13 protein-coding genes are annotated in these 13420 nt (G+C 61.0%); 10 read left to right on the forward strand and 3 right to left on the reverse strand.

The features are described from left to right. Positions 1–6: 6 nt before the first annotated feature. From BD293_RS08030 to BD293_RS08060, 7 genes are all read left to right on the forward strand, one after another. On the forward strand, positions 7–942 hold the full coding sequence (locus BD293_RS08030) for a hydrogen peroxide-inducible genes activator (RefSeq protein WP_142080661.1): 936 nt from the start codon (positions 7–9) through the stop codon (positions 940–942). Between the two features lie 115 nt (positions 943–1057). Further along, entirely contained in the window at positions 1058–2008 is a 951-nt protein-coding gene (gene lipA, locus BD293_RS08035) for a lipoyl synthase (RefSeq protein WP_142080664.1), read from the forward strand. Positions 2009–2161: 153 nt separating this feature from the next. After that, positions 2162–2860, forward strand: coding sequence for a ribulose-phosphate 3-epimerase (gene rpe / locus BD293_RS08040; protein WP_142080666.1), 699 nt, complete (start codon positions 2162–2164; stop codon positions 2858–2860). Next, on the forward strand, positions 2857–3522 hold the full coding sequence (gph, locus tag BD293_RS08045) for a phosphoglycolate phosphatase (protein ID WP_142080669.1): 666 nt from the start codon (positions 2857–2859) through the stop codon (positions 3520–3522). The genes rpe and gph overlap by 4 nt, the downstream gene beginning before the upstream one ends. Next, on the forward strand, positions 3519–4511 hold the full coding sequence (locus tag BD293_RS08050) for a TDT family transporter (RefSeq protein ID WP_142080671.1): 993 nt from the start codon (positions 3519–3521) through the stop codon (positions 4509–4511). Before gph ends, BD293_RS08050 begins: the two co-directional genes overlap by 4 nt. Before the next feature lie 68 nt (positions 4512–4579). Beyond that, complete coding sequence (guaB, locus tag BD293_RS08055; RefSeq protein WP_142080673.1) at positions 4580–6028, forward strand: IMP dehydrogenase; 1449 nt, start codon at positions 4580–4582, stop codon at positions 6026–6028. 190 nt (positions 6029–6218) lie between these two features. After that, positions 6219–7979, forward strand: coding sequence for a SulP family inorganic anion transporter (locus BD293_RS08060; protein WP_246086249.1), 1761 nt, complete (start codon positions 6219–6221; stop codon positions 7977–7979). A gap of 387 nt (positions 7980–8366) precedes the next feature. Here BD293_RS08060 and tsf read toward each other — a convergent pair whose 3' ends face one another. The 3 genes from tsf to deoD all read right to left on the reverse strand — a co-directional run bounded on the left by tsf (position 8367) and on the right by deoD (position 11011). Continuing rightward, positions 8367–9260 (reverse strand): translation elongation factor Ts, encoded by an 894-nt coding sequence (gene tsf, locus BD293_RS08065; protein WP_142080678.1) that lies wholly within the window; start codon positions 9258–9260, stop codon positions 8367–8369. An 82-nt stretch (positions 9261–9342) separates the two neighbouring features. Further along, positions 9343–10122, reverse strand: a complete 780-nt coding sequence (gene rpsB, locus BD293_RS08070; RefSeq protein ID WP_142080679.1) for a 30S ribosomal protein S2 — start codon at positions 10120–10122, stop codon at positions 9343–9345. A gap of 175 nt (positions 10123–10297) precedes the next feature. Further along, positions 10298–11011: a purine-nucleoside phosphorylase gene (gene deoD, locus BD293_RS08075; RefSeq protein WP_142080681.1), complete on the reverse strand. Its 714-nt coding sequence runs from the start codon at positions 11009–11011 to the stop codon at positions 10298–10300. Positions 11012–11109: 98 nt separating this feature from the next. Between deoD and hisB the strand changes: the two genes are divergently transcribed. The 3 genes from hisB to BD293_RS08090 are packed head-to-tail and all read left to right on the forward strand — an operon-like array spanning position 11110 to position 13328. Continuing rightward, positions 11110–11697, forward strand: a complete 588-nt coding sequence (gene hisB, locus BD293_RS08080; protein ID WP_142080683.1) for an imidazoleglycerol-phosphate dehydratase HisB — start codon at positions 11110–11112, stop codon at positions 11695–11697. A gap of 5 nt (positions 11698–11702) precedes the next feature. Beyond that, complete coding sequence (gene hisH / locus BD293_RS08085; protein WP_142080685.1) at positions 11703–12341, forward strand: imidazole glycerol phosphate synthase subunit HisH; 639 nt, start codon at positions 11703–11705, stop codon at positions 12339–12341. Positions 12342–12395: 54 nt separating this feature from the next. Beyond that, positions 12396–13328 carry a pseudouridine synthase gene (locus BD293_RS08090; RefSeq protein ID WP_142080686.1) on the forward strand — a complete coding sequence of 311 codons (933 nt, stop codon included), beginning with the start codon at positions 12396–12398 and terminating at the stop codon, positions 13326–13328. Positions 13329–13420 lie beyond the last annotated feature (92 nt).

Consider the following 13420-nt stretch of genomic DNA (forward strand, 5'->3'; position numbering starts at 1 on the left):
CGCGTCATGAAAATCACGCTCAAGCAGTTGCTGTATTTCCGCGCCTTGGCCGAGGCGCGGAATTTCGGGCGCGCGGCAGAGTTGGCGAACGTCACACAACCCGCCTTGTCCATGCAGATCAAAGAGTTGGAAGGGGTGCTGGGCGTCAAACTGGTCGAGCGCTTGCCCCGCGACGTGCGCCTGACACGAGAAGGGCGCGCCGTGTTGGAGCGCGCAGAGCGCGTGTTGTCCGAAGCGATGGAGCTGGAAGCGACAGCGCATCATGAAAATCTGGGTGCCGCCCTGAATGTCGGCATGATCCCGACCGTGGCCCCCTACCTGCTGGCGGGCACACTGGCGCGGCTGCGGGCGGCTGACATTACCCGCGAATTGCGCCTGCGCGAGGCGCAGACAAACGACTTGCTGTCGGCGCTGCGCGATGGCCGTCTGGACGCGGTTGTTCTGGCCGATCCGCCGCGCGCGCCTGACCTCTATGCAGACCCGCTATTCGAGGATCGCTTCGTGCTTGCAGGCTCGACCGCACGGCTTACAGCGCTTGGAACCACGTCGGATGTGCTGCGCCCGATGGCCTTGCGGCCTGAACATCTGCTGTTGCTGGATGAGGGGCATTGCCTTGCGGATCAGGCGCTGGATGTGTGCAGGCTGGACCGCCGCCAGACGCGGCTGGATCTTGGGGCCTCAAGCATGGCCACGCTTTGCGGTTTGGTGGCGCAGGGGTTCGGGCTGACATTCCTGCCGGAAATAGCCCTGCCCGCAGAATCCTCTGCCGCGCCCGATATGCGCCTGCGCCGCTTTGAAGCGCCCGAACCCGCGCGCCAACTGGCCCTTGTGCGCCGACATGCCAGCGAGGGTGGCGCGTGGTTCGATGATCTGCACAGCCATCTCTGCGCCGCAGGACACGACCTGTTGCAACGCGCCCGTCAGGTGGCCCCCACAGGCTAGCAAAGGGTGCGCGCTGCCATGCGCCTATTGCAGGGCAGGTTTTCATGCAAAGCGTTGTTTTTCGCCGCGACTGGGGCTATGTCACGTGCAGCCAGCATCCATTGGAGGGGAAGCCTTGCGCGATTTGAAACTGCCTGACCAGCGTCACCCGGAAAAGGCCCATCGCCCTGTGCAGGCGCAGCCCAAAAAACCCGACTGGATTCGCGTCAAAGCGCCCGGCGGCAAGGGCTATGCCGAAACACACAAGATCATGCGCGAGCACAATCTGACGACCGTGTGCGAAGAGGCAGGCTGCCCAAATGTCGGTGAATGCTGGTCACAAGGCCATGCGACCATGATGATCATGGGCGAAATCTGTACGCGCGGTTGCACATTTTGCAATGTCGCCACAGGTAAGCCACAGACCCTCGACGCATTCGAGCCGGGGCGCGTCGCCCACGCGGTCGAGAAGCTAGGCCTGAAACATGTGGTCATCACAAGCGTTGACCGTGATGATCTGGAAGATGGCGGGGCCGAACATTTCGCCCAGACCATCCGCGCGGTGCGCCATCGCAGCCCCGACACAACCATCGAGATCCTGACCCCCGATTTCCTGAAATGTGCGCCTTCGGTGTTGGAAGAGGTGGTCGCGGCAAAACCCGATGTGTTTAACCACAATCTTGAAACGGTGCCCGGCCTCTATCCTGAAGTGCGCCCCGGCGCGCGCTATTTCCACAGCCTGCGCCTGTTGCAGCGGGTGAAGGAACTGGACCCCACAATGTTCACGAAATCCGGCATCATGGTCGGATTGGGCGAGGACCGGCAAGGCGTGTTGCAGGTCATGGATGACATGCGCGCCGCAGATGTGGATTTCATAACTATCGGCCAGTATCTACAGCCCAGCCCGCGCCACCACCGTGTGGACCGTTTCGTGACACCGGATGAATTCAAAGCCTATGATAAATCAGCTTGGGGCAAGGGGTTTTTGATGGTGTCGGCCACACCGCTGACGCGCTCCAGCTATCACGCGGGCGATGATTTCGCACGCCTGCGCGCCGCGCGTCTGGCACAGGTTGCGCGCGCCTAAGGTCAGCGGTTGCGGGGGCTTGCCGATTGCAGATGCCTCCGGCGGGAGTATTTGTCGCAAGAAAATGTTGCAAAAGAGGCCTTGTTCCAAGGGGGGTGTTTCCTGCATAGCTCTCGCTGAGAGACTGCGAAAGCCAAGTCAGGAGTGTGCTTCATGAGCTTTTCCCGCGCAATCAAGATTGCCCCGTCCATCCTTGCTGCTGATTTCGCCAATTTCGGCGCGGAATGCCGCGCGGTTGAGGAACAGGGCGCCGATTGGGTCCATATTGATGTCATGGACGGCCATTTCGTGCCCAATATCACCTTTGGCCCCGCTACCTGCGCTGCAATCCGGCCGCATATCAAAGGGGTGATGGACGTCCATCTGATGATCGCGCCGGTGGATATTTATATTGAGGGCTTCGCCAAGGCAGGGGCAGATATCATCTCGGCGCATATTGAGGCGGGGCCGCATATCCACCGCACCTTGCAGGCGATCCGCGCCAGTGGTGCAAAAGCGGGTCTTGCGATCAATCCAGGAACCGGCCTCGACGGCGTGGAGAACCTGCTGGATATGATTGATCTGGTCTGTGTCATGACCGTCAACCCCGGCTTTGGCGGGCAGAAATTCATTGATATGACCGACAAGGTGCAGCGCTTGCGCGCGCTGATCGGGGCGCGCCCCATCCATATCGAGATTGATGGCGGCATCACCCCGGAAACCGCACCCCTTATGGCACGCGCAGGCGCAGATGTGCTTGTCGCAGGCTCGGCAGTGTTCAAGGGCGGCTCGGTCAGTGACCCCGCACCCTATGGCGCGAATATCCGCGCGATCCGGGCTGCGGCAGAGAGCGCAACCGGGGTTGCCTTGTGAGCCGCGCTGTCATTTTCGATCTGGATGGCACGCTGATTGACAGCGCCCCCGACATCTGGCGCGCGGCGAATGCCGTGCTTGAAGGTGAGGGCCTGCCGCTGGTCACATTCGAGCAATCGCGCGGCTTTATCGGGCGCGGCGCGCGCGTGTTTGTCGAGCGGATGGAGCTGGCTGTCACCGGCGCGAACGAGGCGGCGCGCACCACCCATTTGCATGCGCGTTTTTTGCATTTCTATGAACGCGCGCATGAGAACACGCGCGTCTACCCCCATGTCGCAGAAGCGCTGAAGGGGTTGCGCAGCGCTGGGCTGCGGCTGGGCCTGTGCACCAACAAGCCCTTTCGCCCGACCGAAGCCGCATTGCGGCATCTGGGATGGTCGGACCTGTTCGAGGTTGTGATCGGCGGCGACACATTGCCAGTCGCCAAGCCGGACCCCGCCCCTTTGCTGGAAGTGATTGCGCGCATGGGGCTGAGCCTGCCCGAGATCACCTATATCGGCGACAGCGAAACCGACGCCGAGACTGCCGAGCGCGCGGGCGCGCGCTTTGGCCTGTATACCGAGGGCTATCGCAAGGCCGCGCCAGAGACATTGTTTCATGACTTTCTGTTCGATGATTACCGGCACCTGCCGGATCACCTAGCGCAGTTGAAAACCGCATGATCCGCCCCCGCCGCCCCATGCCGCCCCCGCTGAAACCGCCTGCACCCGGACTGTGGCGGCGCACGCCGCCCGCAATCTTTCCACCGATTTTAGGATTGTTCGGACTGGGGCTGGGCTGGCGCGCGGCGGCACAGGCTTTTGGAGTTTCACCCGGATTTGGGGATATGATCCTTGGGGCGGTGGCCATATTATTCCTGTTTGCGCTGGTCGCATGGTTGGCCAAACCTTTGCGCAGGCCCACTGTAGTGCTGGAAGAATTGCGGGTTTTGCCGGGGCGCGCAGGCGTTGCGGCGGCCAGCTTGTGCCTGATGCTGCTGGCGGCAAGTCTTGTACCTTTCGCGCCTGTGCTGGCCTTGGGGCTGGCACTGCTGGCCGCACTTGCGCAAGCCACGTTTATTATCTTGCTGACCTATGTCATGCGCACCGGTCCGGCAGAGGGGCGCGTGGTCACACCGATCTTTCACCTCAGTTTCGTGGGCTTCATTCTGGGGGGGCTGGTGGCCAATGCGCTGGGGCATCATGAGGTAGCAAAATGGCTGCTATGGGCCATGCTTGTGCCCGCAGGGCTGATCTGGGGCATAAGCGCGCGTCAGCTTCTGGCGCGTGTGCCGCCTGCCCCCCTGCGGCCCCTGCTGGCCATCCATCTGGCACCCGCGTCGCTGTTTGCGATTGTCGCGCAGGGCGCAGGGCTGGAGGGGGCCGCATATGCGTTCACGGCCTTGGCGGCGGCGATTTTTGCAGCACTTCTGGTCGCGCTGCGCTGGCTGACTGCCAGCGGGTTCTCACCGCTTTGGGGGGCGTTCACCTTTCCGCTGGCCGCCTTTGCGACAGCGCTGATCACAGTGTCGCAAGGCGTGGGACCCATGGCATGGGCGGGGGGTGTCCTTCTGGCCGGAGCAACCATCGCCATTCCGCTGATCGCCTTTCGCATCCTCAAGATGTGGGCCAGTGGCCCGCTTGCCGCCAAGACCAACGCCGCAGAGGCTTAGGGCTTTTCATTTCTGTCAAGACATGAAAAAGGAACCTGCCAAGCGATCCACCCATAAGGAGACCGATCATGGAGATTCGCGAGGCGCTGACCTTTGACGACGTGCTGCTGGTACCTGCCGCGTCCCGCGTGCTGCCGACGCAAGCGGATACATCAACCTTCGTCACAAAATCCATTCGGTTGAATATTCCGCTGCTATCCTCGGCTATGGACACAGTGACCGAGGCGCGCATGGCCATTGCCATGGCGCAATCAGGCGGCATGGGCGTGATCCACCGCAATCTCGATATCGAGACGCAGGCCCGCGATGTGCGGCGCGTGAAGCGGTTTGAATCGGGCATTGTCTATAACCCGATCACCCTGACCCCGAACCAGACGCTGCGCGATGCCAAGGAATTGCAGGCGCGCTATAATGTCACGGGCTTTCCCGTGGTGGACGAACAAGGGCGTGTCCTTGGGATCGTAACCAACCGTGATATGCGCTTTGCCAATGAGGACAGCACCCCCGTCAAAGCGATGATGAGCGCGGATAATCTGGCGATCCTGCGCGAACCCGCCGACCGGGACGAGGCGCGCAGCCTGATGCAGGCGCGCCGGATCGAGAAGCTGCTGGTTACTGATGGCGACGGTCGCCTGACCGGCCTTTTGACGCTGCGCGATATTGACCGCGCCGTGCTGAACCCGACCGCGTGCAAGGACGAGTTGGGCCGTCTGCGCGTGGCGGCGGCGACCACTGTCGGCGATGCCGGGTACGAGCGGTCAATGGCGCTGATTGATGCCGGTGTTGATCTGGTGGTGATCGACACGGCGCATGGCCACTCCGAGGGCGTCGCGCAAGCCGTCGCACGGATCAAGGCGGAAACAAACACAGTTCAGGTTGTGGCGGGCAATGTTGCCACTGCGGATGCAACACGCGCGCTCATTGATGCGGGCGCAGATGCAGTCAAAGTGGGGATCGGGCCCGGCTCGATCTGTACCACGCGGATCGTGGCCGGTGTCGGCGTGCCGCAACTGACGGCGATCATGGATTGCGCGCAGGCAGCAGGCGATATTCCTGTCATCGCAGATGGCGGCATCAAGATGTCCGGCGATTTCGCCAAGGCGATTGCTGCCGGTGCAAGCTGTGCCATGGTTGGCAGCGCCATCGCGGGTACAGATGAAGCGCCGGGCGAAGTCATCCTGTATCAGGGGCGCAGCTTCAAAAGCTATCGCGGCATGGGCAGTCTGGGTGCGATGGCGCGCGGGTCGGCGGATCGGTATTTCCAAAAGGATGCCGCCAGCGACAAGCTGGTGCCCGAAGGGATTGAAGGGCAAGTGGCCTATAAAGGGGCAGCGGGCGCGGTGGTTCATCAGCTTGTGGGCGGTTTGCGCGCAGCAATGGGCTATACCGGCAATGCAACCGTAGCCGAGATGCGGCAGAACTGCACATTCGTGCGGATCACCAATGCCGGATTGAGCGAAAGCCATGTCCATGATGTGCAGATCACACGCGAAAGCCCGAATTACCGCATAGGTTAAGGCAGACACGCACTCTCGCGCAGGCTTGCATCAACGGGCTGTGCGAGAGCGCATTTGGTAAATTGCGCCTGACATTCATATTCAATACTTGCAATATATATAAAATCCCATATATACCGGCCAACCCTGCGTTGGATTGCTGCTGCAAGCATCTGCGCCTTCACTTTTTGCGATGTCAGGTTTTCCGGCCATGCTTCACCGTTTTCTGCCATTCCTGTCATGGGCGCGCGTCTATTCACGCGCAGATATGACGAATGATCTGATCGCAGCGGCGGTCGTGACCATCATGCTGGTGCCGCAAGGCATGGCCTATGCCATGCTGGCGGGCTTGCCCCCGCAAGCGGGCCTTTATGGCGCGATGCTGCCCTTGCTTCTTTATGCCGCGTTCGGCACCTCGAACGCGCTGGCAGTGGGACCGGTGGCGGTTGTCGCGTTGATGACCGCAGCTGCAGCGGGGTCCGTGGCCGAAATTGGCGGGCCGGAATACCATCTGGCCGCCCTGTGGATTGCGCTGCTGTCCGGCATCATGATGCTGACGCTGGGGCTGTTCAAGCTGGGGTTTCTAGCCAATTTCCTAAGCCATCCGGTGATCTCCGGCTTCATCACGGCCGCAGGCATCCTGATCGCCTCCAGCCAGTTGCGGCATTTGCTGGGCGCTGATGTCAGCGGCAAAACCTTGCCAGAGGTGATCCCGTCGCTTGTCAGTAATATCGGCGGCCTGTCACCCGCCACACTGGCGCTGTCTGTGGTCATGCTGACATTTCTGTTCTGGTCACGCGCGGGGCTGGCAAAACTGCTTGTCCGGCTGGGCCTGTCTGCACCTGCAGCGAAATTGCTGGGCAAAACCGGACTGCTGATTGCGGTTGTCGGGTCCACATTGGCGGTCTGGGGTTTTGGGCTGGACCAGATGGGGGTCGCCTCGGTCGGTGATATACCGCGCGGCTTGCCGCAGATCGGTCTGCCCGCCTTCGAGTTTGACCTGATACATCTGTTATTAGCCCCTGCTGCGATGATCGCAATTGTCGGATATGTCGAGTCGATCTCGATTGCGCAAACTCTTGCGGCCAAGAAACGCCAGTTCATTGACCCTGACCGTGAGTTGGTAGCCCTTGGGCTGGCCAATCTGGGCGCGGGGCTCAGCAATGCCATGCCGGTGACAGGCGGTTTGTCCCGCTCGATCGTGAATTACGATGCAGGCGCCGCAACCCCGGCGGCGGGCGCGATCACCGCGGTTCTGATCGGGCTGGCCGTGCTGGTTCTGACACCTCTGATGTTCTACCTGCCGCGCGCCACATTGGCGGCCATCATCATTGTGGCGGTATTCTCACTGCTCGATTTCCGCGCCCTGCCCCGCACATGGAGCTATTCACGCGCCGATGGGGCCGCGATGGCGGCAACCATGGCCGTCACACTGCTGATCGGGGTGGAACAAGGGCTTCTGGCCGGTGTCGGGCTGTCGCTGCTGCTGTATCTGTACCGCACCTCGCGCCCGCATATGGCTGTGGTCGGTCAAGTTCCGGGCACCGAGCATTTCCGCAATGTAACCCGCCACGCTGTGGTGACGGACCCCGCGATCTTCTCCATCCGCGTGGACGAGTCGCTGTATTTCCCCAATGCCCGCGCGCTGGAAGACCGGATCGTGCAGGCGCTGGCCGATACGCCTGCCCTGCGCCATGTCGTGCTGCAATGCGGGGCGGTAAATTACATCGACGCCTCGGCGCTAGAGAGCCTTGAGGCGATCAATGAGCGTCTGGACGGTGCAGGTGTCGCCTTTCATCTGTCCGAGGTCAAAGGGCCGGTCATGGACCAGTTGAACCGCAGCCACTTTCTGCACGATCTGACAGGACAGGTGTTTTTGACACAATATGACGCAATGCTGGCCCTCGCTCCCGACCTGACCCGTGACTGCCTCACGTCCGAGCGTTGCGAGACACAGTTGGACAAGGTGTGAGCGCGTAAAGCCTTTCTCTGGAGGCTGCCTACCCATGTGAGAGAAGCTTTTGGGATGCGGTTTGAGGATTTTGCGGAAGTTGAGGTGATGCACCAAGCCGCGCAGCGTCGGGCCGCGGTGCGGCGATCCCCCGTTGATCTATAGTACTTTATGCCAGCCAAATCCGAGCAAGATCAGAGCTTCGCGCATGGGGCAGCCAAATCGCCGTGCCCGTGGACGGCCCGGCGATGCGCGGCGGGCTGACGCCCTTGATTCCGCGCGGAGGCGACGACCGTAAATCCCGCATTACGGACATACCCGACAGGACGTGTCCCAGCCATGCTCATGTTCAAAAAAAAAACGGCGCCCCAGAAGAGCGCCGTTCCTACATGCAAAGGCAAGAAAACCTTAGCTGTTCATCTTCGCGACTTCTTCAGCGAAGTTTTCTTCTTTCTTCTCGATACCTTCGCCGACACCCATGCGGATGAAGCCCAGAATCTCGACTCCTGCATCTTTTGCGGCCTGTGCCACAGTGATGTCAGGGTTCATGACGAACTTCTGGTTTACCAGGGTGTTTTCTTCCAGATACTTCTTCATCCGGCCGGGGATGATGTTGTTTTGGATCACGGCTTCGGGCTTGGGCTTGTCAGCGGTCGCGTTTTCTTCCAGCGCTTTTTGCGTCTGGACAGTGCGTTCACGCTCGACCAGCGCAGGATCAAGCGCTTCTTCGTTCAGCGCCAGCGGGCTGGTTGCGGCAATGTGCATGGCAAGCTGTTTGCCGATGCCGTTATCGGCACCTTTCAGCGCGACCAGCACACCGATCTTGCCCATGCCCTCAGCGGCAGAGTTGTGCACATAGGCCGCAACTGCGTCACCCTCGATTGTGTCCATGCGGCGCAGCGTCAGGTTCTCACCGATTTTGGCAATCGCCTCGGTCACAAGTGTTTCGACCGGCTTGCCGTCTACAGTCGCGGTTTTCAACTCGTCCACGGATGACACGCCAAGTGCGGCGGTCGTGATCTGTGCGACCATGCCCTGAAATTCAGCATTCTTGGCCACGAAATCGGTTTCCGAGTTGATCTCGACTGCGACGCCCTTGCCGCCGTCGACACTCACGCCAACCAGACCCTCGGCGGCCACACGGTCCGCTTTCTTGGCGGCCTTGGCCAGACCTTTGGTGCGCAGCCAATCAAGGGCCGCGTCCATGTCGCCATTGTTTTCAGTCAGCGCCTTTTTGGCGTCCATCATACCTGCGCCAGTCGACTCGCGCAGTTCCTTCACCATTGCAGCGGTGATTGTCATGGGTTTTTCTCCTGCAGAAATGCGGTGTGACAGGGCGTTTCTAACACGTCCCTGTCACATATTCATGTCAATGGGTCACAGATTATGCGTCGGTTTGCTCTACGCCAGCCTCGGCAAGGGCTTCCTCGACCGGAGTTTCCTCCAATGCGCCAAGGTCGATCCCGGCAGCACCCATCTGCGCGCTCATCCCGTCAAGGGCTGCGCGTGCAGCCAGATCGCAATACAGCGCAATCGCGCGTGCTGCGTCGTCATTGCCGGGGATGATGTAATCAACGCCTTCTGGCGGGCAGTTGGTGTCAACCACAGCCACAACCGGAATGCCCAATTTCTTGGCTTCCAGAATGGCCAGATCTTCTTTGTTGACGTCGATGACAAACAGCAGGCTTGGAAGGCCGCCCATGTCACGGATACCACCCAGCGACGCTTGCAGTTTGGCCTGCTCGCGCTCCATGCCAAGACGCTCTTTCTTGGTCAGGCCTTCGGCGCCGCTTTCCAGCTGCTCGTCGATTGCCTTCAGGCGCTGGATGGATTGCGACACGGTTTTCCAGTTGGTCAATGTGCCGCCCAGCCAGCGGTGGTTCATGTAGAACTGTGCCGAACGCTCGGCAGCGTCTGCGATCGACTTGGCCGCCTGACGCTTGGTGCCGACGAACAGAATGCTGCCGCCCTTGGCAACAGTTTCACGAATAACATTCAGCGCCGCGTCCAGCAGGGGCAGCGTCTGTGTCAGGTCGAGAATGTGAATGCCATTACGCTCGCCGTAGATATACGGTGCCATGCGTGGGTTCCAGCGCTGAGTCTGGTGGCCGAAGTGAACGCCAGCTTCCAAAAGCTGACGCAACGTGAAATCAGGAAGCGCCATATCGTTTTCCTTTCCGGTTTGCGCCTGAGCAGAGTATTTCAAGGCGTATCGCCTCAACCGGTGGACCTGCGGGGTCTGTCTGTCCCGCGCGCCCGCCTCTGCCTGTGAAGTGCGGTTGCCTTAGCGCCTTGCATCCGCGGATGCAAGGCGGTTTCCACTTAAAATGCGCTCTGTGTTACGGCTGGGGGGCGAATGCGGACTCCAACGCCAACTCGATCATTGCGCCAAAGCTGTGTTCGCGCTCCGAGGCAGGCAAGGCCTCTTGCGTCAGCAGATGATCCGAGATGGTCAGAACCGCCAGCGCGCGCACATTGTGGCGGGCGGCAACCGCGTAGAGTTCTGCCGCTTCCATCTCGACACACAGCACGCCGTGACGTTGCATGATCTCGTTCAGGTCGGGGCGTTCATCATAGAACACGTCGGACGAATAGACATTGCCAACATGCGTGCGCACATCCCGCGCCTGTGCTGCCTGATAGGCCGCATGCAACAGGCCAAAATCGGCACAGGGGGCGAAATTGAGTTCGCGGAAGATCCCGCGCGAGGGCATGGTCAGGGTGGTGCACCCCTGCGCCAGAACAATGTCCCGAATGCCCAAACTGTGTTGCATGGCACCCGCAGACCCCACGCGGATCAGCGTCTTGGCCCCATAGTCGCGGATCAGTTCATTGGCATAAATCGATGCCGATGCCATGCCCATGCCAGAGCCGTGTATCGTCACCCGATGCCCGCGCCATGTGCCGGTGAAACCCAGCATACCGCGCACCTGATTGACGCAAATGACATCTTCCAGAAACTGCTCGGCGGCCCATTTCGCGCGCAAAGGGTCGCCCGGCATCAGCACTGTTTCGGCAATCTGGCCCGGCTTGGCCCCGATATGAATGGTCATTTGTGCCCCCGTTGTTCGCTTTGCGCGCAGATTGCCCCCTTCCCCCGCGCGACGCAAGCGCCTATACGTTCGCGCGCAGAACCGCCAAGGAAAGCCCGATGCGCACAGCCACCATTACCCGCAAGACCCATGAGACAGATATTTCGGTCACTATCGATCTGGATGGCACTGGCCGCTATGAGTGCCAGACCGGCGTGGGGTTTTTCGACCATATGCTGGACCAGCTTGCGCGCCACTCGTTGATCGATATCGAGCTGCGCGCGACGGGCGATCTGCATATCGACGATCACCACACGGTCGAGGATTGCGGCATCGCCCTTGGGCAAGCACTGGCGCAGGCGCTTGGCGACAAGCGTGGCATCCGGCGGTATGGCGCGTGCAACCTGCCGATGGATGATGCGCAGGTTGCCTGCGCGCTGGATTTGTCGGGCCGCCCCTATCTGGTGTGGAATGTCGAGTTTCCGACCGGCAAGATTGGGACATTCGACACCGAACTGGTGCGCGAGTTCTTTCAGGCGCTGGCCACCCATGGGGGGATTACCCTGCATATTGACCAGCTGCATGGCTTCAATGCGCATCACATTGCAGAGGCTGCGTTCAAGGCCGTGGCCCAAGCCCTGCGCGCCGCAGTCGAGACGGACCCGCGCAAATCCGATGCCATCCCTTCCACCAAAGGGGCACTGTAAGCGCTATGCTGACGGTTCTGGTTGATTACGACAGCGGCAATTTGCATTCCGCCAGCAAGGCCTTTCAGCGCATGGCGCTAGAGGTTGGCGGCGGCGATGTGCTGGTCAGTTCGCGCGCCGAAGATGTGGCGCGTGCGGACCGGATCGTGTTGCCGGGCGACGGGGCCTATCCCGCCTGCCGCCGTGCCTTGGGCGCGGTCGATGGGATGGTGCAAGCACTGGAAGAAGCGGTGCAACAGCGCGCCGTGCCGTTCATGGGCATTTGTGTCGGCATGCAGATGCTGGCCACGCTTGGGCGCGAATATGACGATGTGGCGGGTCTGGACTGGATCGGCGGCGAGGTCGTGCGCATCGCGCCGCAGGATACAGCGCTGAAAGTACCGCATATGGGCTGGAATGATCTGGTAATTGACCGCCCGCACCCTGTGCTGGAGGGCGTAGAAAGCGGAGATCACGCTTATTTCGTGCATTCCTACCACTTTCTTGTCGCAGACCCCGCGCATCTGGTGGCCCATGTCGATTACGCTGGCCCCGTGACGGCCATCGTTGCGCGTGATACGATCATCGGGATGCAGTTCCACCCCGAGAAATCGCAATCCGCAGGGTTGCGCATGATCGCCAACTTTTTGCGCTGGCGTCCCTGAGCCCTGCCAACACGCCCTGCCCCGGCCCTTTTGAACCAGCAAGAAAGAAGCGCGATGCCCCAGAATAGCGAAAACAAAGCCGCATCGCCTGACGGTGATCGTATCGCCAAGGTTCTGGCACGTGCGGGCGTCGCGTCGCGCAGGCAAGCGGAAATCCTGATCGTCGAAGGGCGCATCACGGTCAACGGCAAGCGCATCGACAGCCCCGCGCTGAATGTCACGCCGTCCGATCGCATCACGGTCGATGGCAAACCCTTGCGAGAGCCGGAACCCGCGCGGCTGTGGCTGTATCACAAGCCTTTGGGCCTTGTGACCACCACCCGCGATGATGAGGGGCGGCCCACCGTTTTCGACAACCTGCCCGAGGGGCTGCCGCGTGTTATGTCGGTGGGGCGGCTCGATTTGAATTCCGAGGGGTTGTTGCTGCTGACCAATGACGGCACCCTGAAACGCAAGCTGGAATTGCCCAGCACAGGCTGGTTGCGCAAATACCGTGTGCGCGTGAATGGTGCGCCCACGGATGATATGCTGGCCCCCTTGCGCGATGGCGTGATGGTCGAGGGCGAGAATTTTCAGCCCATGATCGTCTCGATTGACCGCCAGCAAGGCGCGAATGCGTGGCTGACCATCGGCATCCGCGAGGGCCGCAACCGCGAGGTGCGCCGCGCGCTGTCGCATGTGGGCCTGAGTGTGAACCGCCTGATCCGTATCAGCTATGGCCCTTTCCAGCTTGGCACCCTTGCCAAAGGCGCTGTCGAGGAAGTGAAGGCGCGGGTCTTGCGCGAACAACTTGGCCAATCGGCGGACAGCGCCACAGAGGCAGAGGTGGCCAAACCACCGCGCAAGAACAAACCCCGCCCGCATGTGGCGCGCACGGATGCTCGGCGCAAGGACGGGCCAAGCGATGCGGCGCACACCAAAGCCGGACCTGCTAAAACCGCAAGAGGCAAACCTGCGCTGCGCAGCCGTCCACCACGCAAGCCCTGATCATTTGTGTTCACAATAGCTTGAATTTGGTGTGCCTTGCGCCAACGCGGCGATGTAGGCATTTCAACGTATAACGCAAGGCATCTTCAAAA

The organism is Roseinatronobacter monicus (assembly GCF_006716865.1).
GTDB classification, from domain to species: domain Bacteria; phylum Pseudomonadota; class Alphaproteobacteria; order Rhodobacterales; family Rhodobacteraceae; genus Roseinatronobacter; species Roseinatronobacter monicus.